Here is a 14,424-nt window from a genome sequence, read left to right on the forward strand (position 1 = left end):
CCATATCCCCATGTCACTTATGTGCAGGGCGGCCAGGCGCGGGCCTCGGGCCGCACACTGGGCCCGCCGGCCGATGACGCAGGGAAGCCCGCAGATGGGCCGCTGACCGAGTTGTGATCGGGGGCAAGCGTTAGCTTAAGCCGATCTTAATGTGATTGGTTAAAATAGTGATACGCGCCCTGTGCGGCACACTTGGCGCGCGGCCGGGGCATGCTGCTCCGCCACCGTGACTGAACTCAGCGTATCACGAGGCCCGCCATGCACCCATCCGGCAAGAAGATTGCCCTCTCCCCCCGCCTGTCCCTGCTGGCGCTGGCTGCCATTCTGGCGCTCGGCACCGTGGGGCCGGCCTTTGCCAATAGCGCCGATTTCGTGCGCAGCCTGTGGCCGCAGGCGCAAGCCCAGGGGGTGAGCCGGGCGGCGTATGAGGCGGCCTTTGCCGGGTATAGCTATTCGCCCAAGATCATGGAACTGACGCGCAAGCAGCCCGAATTTTCCCAGACCGTGCAGCAATATGTCGATCGCCGCGTCACCGATGCCCAGGCGTCCAAGGGCCGGGCAATGCGCGGGGAATGGAACCAGACGCTGACCGGCGCGCAGCAGCGCTATGGCGTTCAGCCGGAAATCGTATTGGCCATCTGGGGCATGGAAACCAATTTCGGTGGCTTTATGGGTGGGGAGAACACGATCCATGCGCTCGCCACTCTGGTCGAAGGCGGCTATCGCGCCGATTTCTTCCGCCGCGAGCTGCTGACGGCATTGCGCATCATTTCGGATGGCAATGTTAGCCCCTCCAACATGGTGGGCTCCTGGGCCGGCGCCATGGGCCATACCCAGTTCATGCCATCGAGCTTCATGGCCTATGCGGTCGATTATAATGGCGACGGCAGGAAGGATATCTGGAATTCGGTGCCCGATGCCTTGGGCTCGACCGCCAATTATCTCAAGCGCTTCGGCTGGCGCCCGGGCGAGACCTGGGGTTACGAAATCAAGCTGCCCGCCGGGTTCAATTTCGCCGCCGCAAGGCAGCTGGAACGGGCGCCGCTCAGCCAATGGCAGGCCATGGGGATTACAAGGGTTTCGGGCAAGCCGTTCCCGCGGCAGGGCGATATGGCGCGGATCTATATGCCGGCCGGTGCGGCGGGGCCGTCCTTCCTGCTGCTGCCCAATTTCGATGTGATCAAGCGCTACAATAATTCGGATAGCTATGCCCTGGCCGTCGGGCATCTGGCCGACCGGATCATCGGGGGCGGGCAATTTGCCGCGTCCTGGCCATCGGGCGATTATGCGCTGAGCAAGGAGCAGCGCGCCCAGGTGCAGTCGCTGCTGGCGCGGGCGGGTTATGATGTGGGTTCGCCCGATGGGGTGATCGGCCCCAAGACGCGGGCGGCGGTGATGGCCTATCAGAACCGGGCTGGCCTGCCGGCTGATGGACATGTGTCCGGACGGCTATTGGACATGCTCAAACGCTAGCCCGGCGTTAACACTCCGTTAACCAATTGCGCCCAGATTTGGCGGCGCTTAAGCAGAGGGCAGGCGCGTCTCGGACCATTGAGGCTCCTGCCCTCGCCCATTCCGGCGGCCATAAAATCCTCCGCATTGGGCGCTAGGCACCATCTCCCTCCGCTGAAAACCAAGATGTTCATGACCCGTAATCCCTTGCTGCTGCGCCGCATCCTGATGGCGCTGATGGTGCTGATCGCGATCCACCCGGCGCCCAGTCTGGCGCTGTCGCTGCTGGATCCGTTCAACCTGCCGGCGGCCATGGATGCCGGCACGGCCAAGGTCGGCGATGGCATTGCCTATGCCGATGGTCCGCGCCACAAGCTCGATGTCTATGCGCCCGAACAGCGCGGTGAAGCGGCGCCGGTGGTCTATTTCATCTATGGCGGCGGCTGGAACCGGGGCGAGCGCAGCGATTATCAATTTGTCGGCCGGGCCCTGGCGGCACGGGGTTTTGTCACCGTCATCGCCGATTACCGGCTGGTGCCGGAAGTACGCTATCCTCAGTTTCTCGAAGACAATGCCAATGGATTGCGTTGGGTGCAGGACAATATCGCCCACTATGGTGGCGACCCCAATCGGGTGTTCCTGGCCGGGCATTCGGCCGGCGCCTATAATGCGGTGATGCTGGCGCTCGATCCGTCCTTCCTGCGTGAATATGGCGTGACGCTGTCCATCCTGGGTGTGGCGGCCTTGTCGGGGCCCTACGATTTCTACCCGTTCGAATATGGTGAGGTGCGCGATGCCTTCGGGGATGCTCCCAATCCGCAGGGCACCCAGCCGATTAATCTGGTCACCTCCGATACCCCGCCCATGTATCTGGCGACTGGCACGACTGATCCCATCGTGCGAATGCAGAATACCGAGCGTTTCGCCCAGAAACTCAAGGATAGCGGCATCTGGGTGACCACCCAATATTATTCCGGCTTCGGTCATATGGAGCCGGTGATTGCCATGGGCGCGATGTGGCGCTGGCGCATGCCGGTGCTCGACGACATGGTGAGTTTTTTCCAGATGTTCGGGGCTTTCCCGAGCGGGGTGCCCTATGTGGCCGTGGTGCCGGAGCCGCCCGAGCAATTGCCGGAAGCGATTGCGCCGATGGACCAGATCATCCAGCAGATGGATGCCATGTTCCAGCCGATCCAGAAATAGCTCGCCGCCGCAGAATCGCGCTAGCCTGCTCGCATGAACGATCACTTGCGATTTTCCGGCGTCAGCCACCAGGTTCAGATCGAGACCGTCAAGGCCATCATCCGGCGCCAGCCGGTGCTGATGGCTATTCTCGAACGGTTGCGCGACATGGCCTTGCCCGATCCGCTGCTGGGGTCGGGTGCGATCTATAATTCGGTGTGGAATGAGCTGACCGGAAGGCCGCCGTTGACCGGCATCAAGGATGCCGATGTCGTCTATTTCGACGATAGCGATCTGTCTTACGAGGCCGAGGATCGGGTGATCCGCCGCGCGGCAGAGCGGTTCGCGGATCTGCCGCTGCCGGTCGAGGTGCGCAACCAGGCGCGGGTGCATTTGTGGTTTCCGCAAAAGTTCGGCACGCCCTATCCGCAATTGCGCAGCAGTGCCGAGATGATGGACTATTTCGCCTCCAAGACCCATGCGGTCGCGGCGCGGCTCGAGGATGACGATGCGCTCAGCATCTTCGCGCCGTTCGGGCTCGATGACATGTTCTCATTCCGCATCACACCCAATCCGGCGCTCGACAATCGCAACACCCATCACGCCAAGGCCGAGCGCAACAAGGGCATCTGGCCCGAATTGACCGTGGTGCCCTGGCCGGAGTGATCAGGCGGGATCGAACCTGACTGACTCGGCCGAGCGCTGCACCGGGCCGTGGAACACCGCTTCGATATTGTTGCCATCGGGATCGAGCACGAAGGCGGCGTAATAGCCGGGGTGATAATGGCGCTCCCCGGGCGGGCCATTGTCCGTGCCGCCGGCGGCAAGGGCGGCCTTATAAAAAGCGTCGACCATGGCGCGGTCCCTGGCCTGGAACGCCAGATGAATGTGGGTGGGCACCGTCCTGGCGTTGGCGGCATCGACGAACAACTCATCGACCTGGAACCAGTTCTTGCCCGATTGCTCGATCCTGTGCCCAAGCACGGCCAACACCTTTTCATAGAAATAGCGCGTATTGGCGAAGTTGCCGGCGCGCAGATGCACATGGTCTATGAGGCGGCCGGTATGCCAGGTCATTATCGTTCCTTGGGCTGGGGGCTTATGGCTCCAGGGGCGGGGTTCACCTCGCCCCTCAGGGGAGAGGTCGGCGGCGAAGCCGGCGGGTGAGGGGGGCGATGCTGCAAGATGCAAGATGTGGAAGCATGGCATCCCTCACCCAGCTTCGCCAGGTCGCTACGCTCCCGGCTCCGCTACCCTCTCCCCTCAGGGGGAGAGGGGACGATGGAGCAGGGGCCATAGTGCATAAGAGATCATGAAAAGACCGCCCGGCCTGGGGCCGGGCGGTCTGCAAGACTGTTCGGCTGGTTATTCGGCTTCGTCAGCGGAAGCGGAATTGAGCTGGCCGTATTTTTCTTCGCCAATCTTGGAGAGCAGTTCGAGCTGGGTTTCGAGGAAGTCGATATGGCCTTCCTCGTCGGTCAGCAGGGCCTCGAACAGGTTCTTGGAGACATAGTCGCCAAGGCTTTCGCAGAGCTCGCGGCTGGCCTTATAGGCGGCGCGGGCGTCGTATTCGCCGGCGAGATCGGCCTCGAGGACTTCCTTGATGGTCTGGCCGATTCGCAGGGGCGCGACGCGCTGCAGGTTCGGATGGCCTTCGAGAAAGATGATGCGCTCGATCAGGCGATCGGCGTGATGCATTTCCTCAATTGATTCAGCGCGTTCCTTGGCGGCGAGCTTCTTATAGCCCCAGTCGTCCAGGAGGCGGAAGTGGACCCAATACTGGTTCACTGCGCCGAGTTCGAGAAAGAGGGCCTCGTTAAGCCGCTCGATGACTTGTGCTTCGCCTTTCACGACGTACTCCACTCTGCTGTTTCTTGAGCTTCTCCAGCCCGGTCTGAATGTGGATCAGATCGGCAGGCGGATGGGCTTGCTGCGAGTGGTAGTTTTCGGTGACGCGGACAATAATGTCCACCACATTCGGCACGCAACCGCTGCATTTGGCGCGGCGATTGAGTTCGTTATAGACCTTGGCCGGAACCACCAATTGCCACGGATCGGCCTTGAGGAGGTCGAGAACGATGTCCTCGATTTCCCGGGACGTGATCATGTTGCATTGGCAGACGAGCATTTTTGCCGGCTTGTCAGGGTGGAGCTTGCTGGGCGGCATAAAGCGACCAGCATTCATGATTGTCAATGTCAGAAATTAAGATCGCCGAACACATTTGCCGGAAATGGCGTTCAGCTATCGGGTTTCTGCTGGCGGCGCGCGGCAATGACAGCGGCAAGGGCGGCCGTGCGGTGGGCGGTCGAGAAGAATTCGCGATGGGCCAGGATGATGATGGTGGCGAGGCACACGACGATGGAAAGCCATTCGGAGGCGAACCAGGCCACTGTCGCCACCGAGAAATAATAGGCGCGGATGCCGCTATTGAAATTCTTGGCGCCCAGCGCATTCATGCGCGCAATGGCCTCGACCTCATCATCGGGGGTCTCCACATTATGGTCCAGCGCCCCCAGCATGATGCAGAAATGGTTGAATTGGCGCAGCGACAGGGTGAAGGCGAAAAACGCCAGCACGAACAACGCCAGCATGACCACGAGATGGATTTCCACATCGCTGACTGAATAGGCGCGGTCCAATGAGAGGGAATCGAGCGCCGCCATCAGCGTCGGCAATTGCCCGAAGACAGCAAACACCGCCAGCACCATCAGCACCGCCGTCGAGGCGAGAAAGCTGACCGATTGCATGATATTGCCCGACAGAATCGCGTCGAATGGGGTTTCGCGCCTGGCGGCATTGGCGACCCAGCGCCGGCGCTGCATGTTCATGATTACCGAGAGCGAGGGGCGCCGCCGCTCGATCCAGGGCACGATGATATTATAGGCGAAATAGCAGATCAGCGGCAGGATGGTGGAGATCAGCGTGATCGACAAGGTCATGCCCCGGAGTGATTTGCTTGATTACTTATACCGCGGCCGCAGAAAAAGGCGACGGCATGAACCGCCGCCCTTGGGCCTTTAGATCGTGCGCGGCCAGCGGCGATGGATGGCTTCAATCGCGGTCAGCACTTCAGGTGACAGGGTAAGATTGGCTGCGCCGATGGCATTGGCCAATTGGTCCGTGCTGGTCGCCCCGATGATCACCGAGGTCATGAAGGGCCGGGTCAGTGCAAAGGCAATGGCCAATTGTGCCGGGTCGAGCCCATGCTGGCGGGCCAGCTCGACATAGTCCTTGGCGGCCGCCTCCGAATGGGGATTGAGGCGCCAAAAGCCCTTCTGGTAATCGGCGCGGCTGCCGGGCGGCACGACGCCATCGAAATATTTGCCGGTCAGCAGACCGCCGGCGAGCGGGGAATAGGCGAGCAGCCCGACCTGTTCATGGTGGCTGAGTTCGGCCAGGTCGAGGTCGAAATGGCGGCGGAGCAGGTTATATTCGTTCTGCACGGAAACCAGGCGCGGCAGGTTGCGGGCCCCGGCAATGGCCAGCCATTGGCCGATGCCCCAGGTCGTTTCGTTGGACACGCCGGCATGGGCAATCTTGCCCTCCTTGACCAGCGCGCCCAGGGTTTCGAGCATGTCCCCGATATTGTCGAGCACGTCGGCGCTGTCCTGGGTGTGGGGCGCATAGGTCCAGGAGCCATCGAAATTATAGCTGCCGCGCGAGGCCCAATGGATCTGGTAGAGCTCGATGCGGTCGGTCTTGAGCCGCGTCAGGCTCTGTTCGAGCGCAATGCGGATCGAAGCACCGTCGGCGCGGGCGCCGTTGCGAATAAAGCTACTGCCCCCGCCGCCGATCTTGGAGGCGAGGATCCATTGGTCGCGCTTGCCGCTATTGGCGAACCAATTGCCGATGATCTCCTCGGTGCGCCCCGATGTCTGGGCACTGCCGGGCACGGCATAGAGTTCGGCGGTGTCCATGAAATTGACGCCGGCCTCGAGTGCCATGTCGATCTGGGCGTGGCCCTCGGCTTCGGTGTTCTGGCTGCCCCAGGTCATGGTGCCAAGGCAGATTTCGGTGACCCGCAGCTCGGTGCGGCCCAATGGCTTCAATTTCATGAGCAAATTCCAGATGATCGGGAGGAAACGGGAAGAGGCAATAAGCGGATAAAACGGGGAGCAGCGGCAGACAAGGCGGTGATCCGGTATAAGTGTCAAAAAAGCGTCATGCCCGACCGTTTAGGGGTTGAGCTGAGCGAATACACCCCCTATATACGCCTCACGTCGCGACCACCGGGTCGCCGTGATGACCAAGCCAGCTGGCATTGTTATCAACGTTTTGACGCGGGATGGAGCAGCCCGGTAGCTCGTCAGGCTCATAACCTGAAGGTCGCAGGTTCAAATCCTGCTCCCGCAACCACCTCAACTTGCGATCCCCCCGCCCTTGTGGCGGGGGTTTTGCTTTTGAGGGATATGCTCAGGATTCCAGCAAGATCGCCCCGAACGTCGATCTGTAGCTCGCCGTCCTCCGGTGTCAGAATGATCTCCTTCACCAGCGTCCGGATGATGTCGGAGGCTGTCATGCGCTTCGCCTCGGTATCCGATTGCAGGGCCTCGTAAAGCTCCTCAATCTGGACCCGGTAGAACGCTGCCATGTTCGGATGCAGCAGGGGCGGCGGCTCGACGGCATCGGTGAGGAAGGATTCCAGTTCCTTCTTGCGGCGTTCGAGGCCGACCATCTTGTCGTTGATCCGATCGGCGGCTCCGCCCTTCAAGATTAGGTTCAGGAGCGTGTCCAGCTCCCGGTCGATGCGCTTCACCTCCGCTTCCGCCGTATCGATCGACGCTCGGCCCTCCATGCGCAGCCGGTTCATCTCGCGGGTGAACTCGTCGCAGAACGCTTTGAACAGCGCCGGGTCCATCAGGTGATGGCGCAGCGCGTTCAGCACCCGCGCCTCCAGCCGGTCGCGGCGAATATTCTGGCGATTGTCGCAGGTGCCCTTGTTGCGCGCCGTCGAGCAGCCGACCAGATCGGCCGAGATCATGGAGTAGCCTCCGCCGCAGCAGGCGCACCTGGTCAGGCCCGAGAAGAGATATTTGGGCCGCCGGCGCTCGCGGAAATGGTTCTCCTCCTCGCTGCTGTCGGCCCGTGTGTATTTGATGGCTGCCTGGCGCGCCTTGGCGGACTGCCAGATATCGTCGTCGAGAATGCGCAGCTCCGGCACCTCCTGGATGATCCACTCGGACTCCGGATTCGGCCGCGCCTGGCGCTTGCCGGTGTCGGGGTCTTTCAAGAACCTCTGACGGTTCCAGACGAGCTTGCCGACATACATCTCGTTGTTGAGGATGCCGTTGCCTCGCTTGGCATTGCCGTTGATGGTGCTGAAGCCCCAATCGCCGCCGCCCGGAGCCTTGATGCCATCCTTGTTCAGCTCGACGGCGATACGTTTCGCAGACTTGCCAGCGATATAATCGCGGAAGATTCGCCGGACGACTTCGGCCTCCATCTCATTGATCGTGCGGTCCCCGCGCACTGGTTCGCCGTTGCCGTCTAACTTCTTGACGACATCGTAGCCGTAGCAGTTTCCACCGCCGGACTTACCTGCCTCGACACGGCCACGCTGGCCGCGCCGCGTCTTGTCGGCCAGATCCTTCAGGAACAGCGCATTCATCGTACCCTTGAGGCCGACATGCAGATGCGTGATCTCTCCCTCGGAGAGGGTGAAGATCTTCACGTCGGAATAGGTCATGCGCTTGAAGACGCCGGCGATGTCCTCCTGGTCACGCGACAGGCGGTCCATCGCCTCGGCGAGGATCAGATCGAACCGCCCGCGGTTGGCGTCGGAGATCAGCGCCTGGATGCCGGGACGAAGCAGCGAGGAACCGGAGATCGCGTGGTCGGAGTACTCCTCGACGACGTGCCATCCCTGCTTCTCGGCATGAAGGCGGCAGACGCGGAACTGGTCGGCGATCGAGGCGTCGCGCTGATTGTCGGAGGAATAACGGGCGTAGATGGCGGCTCTCACGATGCGCTCTCCTGCAAGGCGGTCAGGAGCGTGTCGCGCCGTGCTCCCTCATCTCGGCTTCGTACAACTCCAGCGCGGCACGACGCGCGAGCAGGCGCACCAACTCGACCAAGCGTGGATCGGAGCCCTCGCCACGTTTTGCGAGCGTCAGCTCGGGCTCGCCGAGCCGGCTGATGTCCCTTCGCGCTTTGTCGGGTTTCTTGTCCATTCCTGCGCCGATCTTGCGTGACCATGCGGCGAAAATGCTCGCCGCAGATGGACACTGGCGCAAAAATATCAATAGTTACAGAGAAGTAGTCGGCGGGAGATCTGCCTGCTGCGGGTGGAAAAGCGAACATTGGAGTAGCCCCGCGTAGCATAGCGTCGCGCAAATACTTACGCGATCTCGTGCAGCGGACGGCTCGCAGGGATAATAAACGTCGCCTTGCACACGGCAGCGTTTCAGCCATACCTATGCTTTGCATAGTAGACGGTTTCTGTAGCTTCTTCAAGGCAGTAGGTTTCGAGATTGATCCGCGTCATCGCATTGGCGACGATTGAAGCTGCCGGTGTCGACGCTTATCCAAATGGTCCCCAGCGAACGACAGTGCTGAGACTGCGGCTTGGGAAAGGGATGGAAGCAAATTCTGCTTCGAGCGCGATGAGATCCGTCTCAACTGGGCCAATATAGTGGCCTCGATTCGCTGGAGGTTGCTCACCATGACCGCGCACTGCGACTGAGCTTTGCATTGCCTCCCGATGCCAGCCATCCGGGCTATCGGCGGCGGTGCGTCGATGGAAATGCTCATCGCGATCGTGTTTCTCGTAGGCATGGAGGCATTCAAGCCCCCGCTTCCGTTCCGGGCCCGGATGCAATATAGTGTCGCGTGTAGCCGGAGCGAGTTGGCGATCGGTCGAAGCGTCGTCGATCTATGAATATGATCGTCTCGCCAGTCGGGTCGTCCGCCCACGGCCTTATTAGGCCGGTCCATCGGTACGGTGATGCCGGGGCAGCCGGTCGCACCTTGGTCGAGCAGGTGTAGTAGCCATACTCCGGCCCATGCTGCTGGTGCCTGTGCGCAGCGTCATCGCGCCGCCGCAGCACGCGCAGAAGCAGAGATGCCAGTGAGTAGCGTCGGGCCGCCCACCGCCATCGGCGGCATCGTCTTCGGCTTGCGCGCCTTGAGCGACCGCTGGACAGGGGCCGTGCGGGCCGGCGGTGATCGTCTCCACCCGTACGCCGCGCGTCAGACGGCAACGCGCTCCAGAATTTCGTAGTAGGCGTTGAGGTCCAACCATTCGATGCCGGAGACGACTTTGCCGTCTCTGAGCGTCATGATGTACATATACTCGTTTTTGTACGGCTGCCCATCGAGGGCACGACTGGCGCTTTCGATCCTTGCAAAAACTTCGTCTCCATCGGCCCAAACGCCGCGTGTCGTGATCCGCAGCGGTTCCGCGAAGCGGGCGAATAGCGCTTCCTCGGCGTTGTCGAATAAGTCCTTCATGCCGTGGTAGGTTCGCGCGACGGGACCATGCCCCGCGATCGTCCACTCGGCGTCGGATGCGAAGATCGCCTCGAAGAACTTCGGGAAGTCGTGAGATGCGTCGGTGAGCGCCTCGGTTACGACGCGCAGGTTCGCTTCTTCCTGGGGAGAATAGGGCATAATTACCTTCCAGTTGTTGTTGAACGGCCTTGATCCGCGATCGGCAATCGCTAAACCGATCGTTCCAGAAACTTCTAGCTATACCGATCGTTCCAAAAGTCAACAGTGTGGAACTGCGTAAGGCGATGCAAAAATTGAAGAGAGGAACGGAATGACAAAGCTACCGGTCGCGAAGACCGAGCCGCCAGCTTTGCGTGGCCGCCCTCGCCAGTTCGACAGCGATGCGGCGTTGGTTGCAGCGATGCGGGTGTTCTGGCGGCACGGTTATGCCGGCGCGAGCATCGGCACGCTGGTTGCAGCAATGGGGGTCAGCCGCGCAACGCTATATGCGTCCTTTGGCGACAAAGAGGATCTGTTCCGGAAGGTCATGGACCTCTACGAACGCGAGAAAACCGCCTATATGCTTGAGGCGCTGGACCAGCCGACTGGCCGAGGCGTGGCCGAGCATCTGCTGCTCGGCACGATCGCGCTCCAGACCAATTCCGCAGACCCGAAAGGAAGCATGGGCATCATTCACTCGCTCAGCCATGCGCCTGGCGACGAAAGCATCAGGGATTTCGTCATGCAGCGCGGTCTCTACTGGCGTGACGCGCTTATCGCTCGTGTCGAGCAGGCCGCCCGCGATGGCGATTTCCCGTCGGCATACCCGCCACGCGGCTTGGCGCTGACTCTCAAGGCCGCCACTGACGGTCTGTTGGTTGCCGCCGCCAACAGGGCAAGCGAGACCGAGCTCCGGGATATCGCGACCACATTCTTGGCTATGTGGCCAGGACGGTAGGGTAGCAAAAACGGCGACTCGTATTCATTTTGTTCATCCAGGGCGGGGCGCCATTTCTCTTTTGGTCGGCAAGGGAGCCCGCTACGCGTTCCCCGTTGCATCCCTTCGGCCAACCGGCGCTCACAATTTCCCCGTTCCCACCCAGCCGATGCAACTAGGCTGACGCTTGGTTGCATCGGCTTATAGTTGCCCCCGGTGGCCCGGAGGTTGCTGGGGCAAGCAACCTCGTAGTGGATCGCGCATTGAGCGAGATATTTGTGCATCAACCCATCCGCCCGAATGTCACGTCGCCAAGTTGCTCAAGTGTTGCCTTGGTGCGCGAAAGCGTTTGACGCCCTCGAAAGCGAAATCTGACGGTAGGACTCCACTGCGCAGTAGTGGCCTACGATCTGGTCGCTTCGCGTCACCTGCCCAGTTCGGCGTAGAAGCCAGAAAGAAAGACCCTGACCGCAAGGTCGATCCGGTCACGGTCGACCTTTGGCGATGTGTCCGACCCTGGCGGCCCTGGGATGAGTTCGTGCATTTGCAGAAGAGCCGCAAAGCGTTGGGCGCCGGTGGCCATGTTCAGGAACAGAGCTGCCATTGCCAGAGCCCAGTCCAGCGAACGCTCCTTCACTCCCGGATGCTTCGCGGCGACCACCATCAGCAGGTAGTCCGCGACGATACGTTCGGTGCGCTCAATGACGTCACGATGCAGAAGTTGAGCGAGATCCGGAAAGCGCTTCGCTTCACCCATCGCGATGCGTTGCAGGCGAACGGCGCGCTCCCAGGTGGTGGAGAGATCGACAAATCGGGCCGCGAACGCTTCAAGTTCTGCGGCGGGATCGTCCGTTGCGCCGAACGGCGGAAGCTGGCTGTGGAAAAATTCGACCGCGCTCGCGATGGCGGCGCGGAACAGTTGCTCCTTGCTACCGAAGTGGGCGTAGACCGTCCGCTTGGTGGTGCCGGCGCGCGCCGCGATCTCGTCCATGGACGTGTTGTCGTATCCCCCGTCGATAAAGGTCGGGATCGCCGCGCTTAACACGGCTTCGGGCAGGGACAGGCCAGTTAAGCTCTTCATTCAGAATCCTCAATTTCCAACATAGATATGCCCCAATGCGCGCGATATTGACACCTCAACAGGTATACTCTACGGTAGAGGATACCATCTAGCGAGAGAGGTAATTTGTCAATGGATCGCCAGCGAACGTCACAGCCGCGGCCAGCAAGTCCCTGTCTCGGGCGCTACGTGGAGCGGGCTCGCTCGATCCGGAAAATGGCTGTGATTTCGCTCGATGTGGCGCCGGTGGCGAACATTCCGATGGCCTCGGATGCCGCGTTTTGATTGCCCCGGCCGTAGGCGTCCGGACCTGCCTTGCCATGCTGGCGGCAGAGCCGCGCCGCGCCGTCTCGCGCCGACGGCAGTCATCGCCCAACGCGGCTGCGCGCCAACAAGTCTTCCGTCAATTTTAGCAATGGAAACCTATCCCATGTCCGATACGCACGAAGCCCCCGACAACTCCCGCCGCTCGTTCCTGGCCCTTACGGCTGCCGCTCCGGCGGCTCTAGCCCTCGGGGGCGCGGCCTCGGCCCAGACCTTGGAAGCTGGGCCGGATACGCTGCCCGGCGCTGGCCGGGCGGCCGTCGTCACCGGCTCCTCGCGCGGCATCGGGGCGGCGACGGCCAAGCGCCTGGCACGGGACGGCTACGCCGTCACGGTCAACTGCTTGACCAGTACGGATCTTGCCGCTGCTGTCGTGCGCGATATCGAGGCCGCCGGCGGCCGCGCCATCTGGCTTCAGGCCGACGTCGCCGATCCCGCGGCGGTTAAGGCCTTGTTCGACGCCAATGACGAGGCGTTCGGCGGGGTGGATGTCGTAATCAGCAATGCCGGGATCATGAATGTCGCGCCCTTCGCCCAGTTCGAGGACGCGGCCTTCGACCGGATGATCGCCACCAACATCAAAGGCAGCTTCAACGTGCTGCGCGAGGCAGCCCGCCGCACGCGCGACGGAGGCCGGATCGTCACCCTGGCGTCCACCTCGATCAAGGCCAAGCGCGCCACCCACGGCGGCTACGCCGCCACCAAGGCGGCCCAGGAAATCTATGCCGGCGTCCTGTCGAAGGAACTCGCGGGTCGGCGCATCTCGGTCAACGCGCTAGCCCCTGGACCGACCAACACGCGACTGCTCGACGTGCCGCCGCCGCTGCGTGCCCAGGCGGCGCAGATGACGCCCTATGGCCGCATCGGTGAACCGGAGGATATCGCCAACTCCATTGCTGCCCTCTGCGCCGGCGACGGCGAATGGATTAACGGGCAGCTCGTCTTCGCCAACGGCGGCTTCCTCTGAGGATCACCTACTGGGGCACTTCGACAGGCGGCCCCGCCATCGACGGCGGCCGGGCAGCCATCGCAAGTCGGGCATTGCCGCCTCCGCCTCGTCTGGAGAAACCGAATGAATCGCATGACCATCGCGAGCGTAGCCTTGTGGTGCGCCGTCGGCGCCCACCTGCTGCTCATCCTATCCACCACGCTGTTCGGTCTGCGGTTGCCGGCTCCCGGATTGCCCATAGTGGTCCTGCTGGTCGTCACGACGATCCATGCCTTGCGCCGATACAGTCTGACGACCTTCCTTGTATTCGCGGTGATCGCCTTCGTGGTGAGCAACGGCTACGAGAACCTCAGCATCCTCACCGGCTTCCCCTTCGGGAACTATTACTACACGGATGTGCTGGGGCCGAAGCTTTTCCTCGTGCCCGTGTTGATCGCACCGGCCTACTTCGCTGCGGGCTATTTCGCCTGGTCGATCGCGCACATTCTGCTTGGTCTGTTCGGGCCAGACCCGCGTGGCCGGGACGTGGTCTTCGTCCCGGTGATCGCCAGCCTGGTCATGGTCATGTGGGACATGGTCATGGACCCGATCAACGCGACCATCGGTCGGACCTGGGTCTGGGAGGACGGCGGCAGCTATTTCGGCGTGCCCGTCTCCAACTATCTGGGCTGGCTGCTGTGCGTCTACACGATCTTCCAGCTCTTCGCCTTCTACCTCGCGTGGCGGAGCCGGGGAGCGACCGCCCAACAGGACAGCCAGCCCGTCTTCGGCCGGAGCTATTGGTATCAGGCGATCATACCCTTCTTCACCATCAGCCTGGCTCTGATCCTGCGCGTGTTCGCCGACGGCGGCCGCGTCGTGGCCGACCCGACCGGCTATGCGTGGAGCACGACGCATATCTACGAGAGCATGACCCTCGTGGCGATCTTCACCATGTGGTTCGTCTGTCTGCTCAGCGCTTTGCTTGTGGCGCGCGCGCAGGAGGTCGAACCACCCCAGGCCATCGGTCTTCGGCCGTCGTCGTCCGGGTGAGCCGTCATCGGACACTCGCTGGCGCCCGCCTTCTCAGCCCTCTCTCAACCCTGAACCGA

General features: G+C 61.9%; 16 protein-coding genes, 1 tRNA gene and 1 pseudogene (1 of these 18 running past the window's edge). 9 read left to right on the plus strand and 9 right to left on the minus strand.

The window, feature by feature from the left end; all coding sequences use genetic code 11:
• The 4 genes from FF80_RS18430 to FF80_RS18445 form a co-directional block, all read left to right on the plus strand.
• Nucleotides 1-117, plus strand: the 3' end of a protein-coding gene (locus tag FF80_RS18430; protein WP_052153749.1) for a mechanosensitive ion channel domain-containing protein. The gene continues 2,085 nt to the left of window position 1, outside the view; only the last 117 of its 2,202 coding nucleotides appear in the window; its start codon lies beyond the left edge, outside the window; it ends in the stop codon at nucleotides 115-117.
• Between the two features lie 141 nt (nucleotides 118-258).
• A complete protein-coding gene (locus tag FF80_RS18435; protein WP_052153750.1) occupies nucleotides 259-1,473 on the plus strand; it encodes a lytic murein transglycosylase in 1,215 nt (404 codons plus the stop codon).
• 171 nt (nucleotides 1,474-1,644) lie between these two features.
• Complete coding sequence (locus FF80_RS18440; RefSeq protein WP_244445823.1) at nucleotides 1,645-2,655, plus strand: alpha/beta hydrolase; 1,011 nt, start codon at nucleotides 1,645-1,647, stop codon at nucleotides 2,653-2,655.
• Nucleotides 2,656-2,688: 33 nt separating this feature from the next.
• Nucleotides 2,689-3,300 (plus strand): nucleotidyltransferase family protein, encoded by a 612-nt coding sequence (locus FF80_RS18445; protein WP_035103066.1) that lies wholly within the window; start codon nucleotides 2,689-2,691, stop codon nucleotides 3,298-3,300.
• Here the strand turns inward: FF80_RS18445 and FF80_RS18450 are convergent, their stop codons facing one another.
• The 5 genes from FF80_RS18450 to FF80_RS18470 form a co-directional block, all read right to left on the minus strand.
• A complete protein-coding gene (locus FF80_RS18450; protein ID WP_035103067.1) occupies nucleotides 3,301-3,711 on the minus strand; it encodes a VOC family protein in 411 nt (136 codons plus the stop codon).
• A 288-nt stretch (nucleotides 3,712-3,999) separates the two neighbouring features.
• A complete protein-coding gene (bfr, locus tag FF80_RS18455; protein WP_035103068.1) occupies nucleotides 4,000-4,485 on the minus strand; it encodes a bacterioferritin in 486 nt (161 codons plus the stop codon).
• Nucleotides 4,451-4,819, minus strand: coding sequence for a (2Fe-2S)-binding protein (locus FF80_RS18460; RefSeq protein WP_244445824.1), 369 nt, complete (start codon nucleotides 4,817-4,819; stop codon nucleotides 4,451-4,453). Before FF80_RS18460 ends, bfr begins: the two co-directional genes overlap by 35 nt.
• A gap of 53 nt (nucleotides 4,820-4,872) precedes the next feature.
• Complete coding sequence (locus tag FF80_RS18465; RefSeq protein ID WP_052153751.1) at nucleotides 4,873-5,574, minus strand: DUF599 domain-containing protein; 702 nt, start codon at nucleotides 5,572-5,574, stop codon at nucleotides 4,873-4,875.
• A 78-nt stretch (nucleotides 5,575-5,652) separates the two neighbouring features.
• On the minus strand, nucleotides 5,653-6,690 hold the full coding sequence (locus FF80_RS18470) for an aldo/keto reductase (protein ID WP_035103070.1): 1,038 nt from the start codon (nucleotides 6,688-6,690) through the stop codon (nucleotides 5,653-5,655).
• A gap of 224 nt (nucleotides 6,691-6,914) precedes the next feature.
• Here FF80_RS18470 and FF80_RS18475 point away from each other — a divergent pair.
• Nucleotides 6,915-6,991, plus strand: a tRNA-Met gene (locus FF80_RS18475).
• 184 nt (nucleotides 6,992-7,175) lie between these two features.
• Entirely contained in the window at nucleotides 7,176-7,352 is a 177-nt protein-coding gene (locus tag FF80_RS22275) for a hypothetical protein (RefSeq protein WP_244445825.1), read from the plus strand.
• A gap of 210 nt (nucleotides 7,353-7,562) precedes the next feature.
• On the opposite strand, the pseudogene FF80_RS22280 reads toward FF80_RS22275, so the two are convergent.
• The 3 genes and pseudogenes from FF80_RS22280 to FF80_RS18490 all read right to left on the minus strand — a co-directional run.
• A pseudogene (locus tag FF80_RS22280) lies at nucleotides 7,563-8,597 on the minus strand (recombinase family protein); the annotation flags it as partial.
• 22 nt (nucleotides 8,598-8,619) lie between these two features.
• Nucleotides 8,620-8,805, minus strand: coding sequence for a hypothetical protein (locus tag FF80_RS18485; RefSeq protein ID WP_035103075.1), 186 nt, complete (start codon nucleotides 8,803-8,805; stop codon nucleotides 8,620-8,622).
• A gap of 1,018 nt (nucleotides 8,806-9,823) precedes the next feature.
• Nucleotides 9,824-10,243, minus strand: coding sequence for a nuclear transport factor 2 family protein (locus tag FF80_RS18490; RefSeq protein ID WP_052153752.1), 420 nt, complete (start codon nucleotides 10,241-10,243; stop codon nucleotides 9,824-9,826).
• A 151-nt stretch (nucleotides 10,244-10,394) separates the two neighbouring features.
• Here FF80_RS18490 and FF80_RS18495 point away from each other — a divergent pair, with 151 nt between their 5' ends.
• Nucleotides 10,395-11,021 carry a TetR/AcrR family transcriptional regulator gene (locus FF80_RS18495; protein WP_035103079.1) on the plus strand — a complete coding sequence of 209 codons (627 nt, stop codon included), beginning with the start codon at nucleotides 10,395-10,397 and terminating at the stop codon, nucleotides 11,019-11,021.
• A 403-nt stretch (nucleotides 11,022-11,424) separates the two neighbouring features.
• Here FF80_RS18495 and FF80_RS21175 read toward each other — a convergent pair whose 3' ends face one another.
• Nucleotides 11,425-12,081 carry a TetR/AcrR family transcriptional regulator gene (locus tag FF80_RS21175; RefSeq protein WP_052153753.1) on the minus strand — a complete coding sequence of 219 codons (657 nt, stop codon included), beginning with the start codon at nucleotides 12,079-12,081 and terminating at the stop codon, nucleotides 11,425-11,427.
• 409 nt (nucleotides 12,082-12,490) lie between these two features.
• Here FF80_RS21175 and FF80_RS18505 point away from each other — a divergent pair, with 409 nt between their 5' ends.
• Together FF80_RS18505 and FF80_RS18510 are read left to right on the plus strand one after the other, a co-directional pair.
• Nucleotides 12,491-13,351 (plus strand): SDR family oxidoreductase, encoded by an 861-nt coding sequence (locus FF80_RS18505; RefSeq protein ID WP_035103082.1) that lies wholly within the window; start codon nucleotides 12,491-12,493, stop codon nucleotides 13,349-13,351.
• 105 nt (nucleotides 13,352-13,456) lie between these two features.
• The gene (locus FF80_RS18510; RefSeq protein ID WP_052153754.1) at nucleotides 13,457-14,365 is read left to right on the plus strand and encodes a carotenoid biosynthesis protein; all 909 of its coding nucleotides are present in this window, start codon (nucleotides 13,457-13,459) and stop codon (nucleotides 14,363-14,365) included.
• Nucleotides 14,366-14,424 lie beyond the last annotated feature (59 nt).

This window comes from Devosia sp. LC5 (assembly GCF_000735585.1).
GTDB lineage: Bacteria > Pseudomonadota > Alphaproteobacteria > Rhizobiales > Devosiaceae > Devosia.

What these genes read in the sequence shown, in the direction of transcription:
- FF80_RS18435 (WP_052153750.1), top strand. Translation starts at nt 259, where the DNA reads ATGCACCCATCCGGCAAGAAGATTGCCCTCTCCCCCCGCCTGTCCCTG.
- FF80_RS18440 (WP_244445823.1), top strand. Translation starts at nt 1,645, where the DNA reads ATGACCCGTAATCCCTTGCTGCTGCGCCGCATCCTGATGGCGCTGATG.
- FF80_RS18445 (WP_035103066.1), top strand. Translation starts at nt 2,689, where the DNA reads ATGAACGATCACTTGCGATTTTCCGGCGTCAGCCACCAGGTTCAGATC.
- FF80_RS18450 (WP_035103067.1), bottom strand. Translation starts at nt 3,711, where the DNA reads ATGACCTGGCATACCGGCCGCCTCATAGACCATGTGCATCTGCGCGCC.
- FF80_RS18460 (WP_244445824.1), bottom strand. Translation starts at nt 4,819, where the DNA reads ATGAATGCTGGTCGCTTTATGCCGCCCAGCAAGCTCCACCCTGACAAG.
- FF80_RS18465 (WP_052153751.1), bottom strand. Translation starts at nt 5,574, where the DNA reads ATGACCTTGTCGATCACGCTGATCTCCACCATCCTGCCGCTGATCTGC.
- FF80_RS18470 (WP_035103070.1), bottom strand. Translation starts at nt 6,690, where the DNA reads ATGAAATTGAAGCCATTGGGCCGCACCGAGCTGCGGGTCACCGAAATC.
- FF80_RS18485 (WP_035103075.1), bottom strand. Translation starts at nt 8,805, where the DNA reads ATGGACAAGAAACCCGACAAAGCGCGAAGGGACATCAGCCGGCTCGGC.
- FF80_RS18490 (WP_052153752.1), bottom strand. Translation starts at nt 10,243, where the DNA reads ATGCCCTATTCTCCCCAGGAAGAAGCGAACCTGCGCGTCGTAACCGAG.
- FF80_RS18495 (WP_035103079.1), top strand. Translation starts at nt 10,395, where the DNA reads ATGACAAAGCTACCGGTCGCGAAGACCGAGCCGCCAGCTTTGCGTGGC.
- FF80_RS21175 (WP_052153753.1), bottom strand. Translation starts at nt 12,081, where the DNA reads ATGAAGAGCTTAACTGGCCTGTCCCTGCCCGAAGCCGTGTTAAGCGCG.
- FF80_RS18505 (WP_035103082.1), top strand. Translation starts at nt 12,491, where the DNA reads ATGTCCGATACGCACGAAGCCCCCGACAACTCCCGCCGCTCGTTCCTG.
- FF80_RS18510 (WP_052153754.1), top strand. Translation starts at nt 13,457, where the DNA reads ATGAATCGCATGACCATCGCGAGCGTAGCCTTGTGGTGCGCCGTCGGC.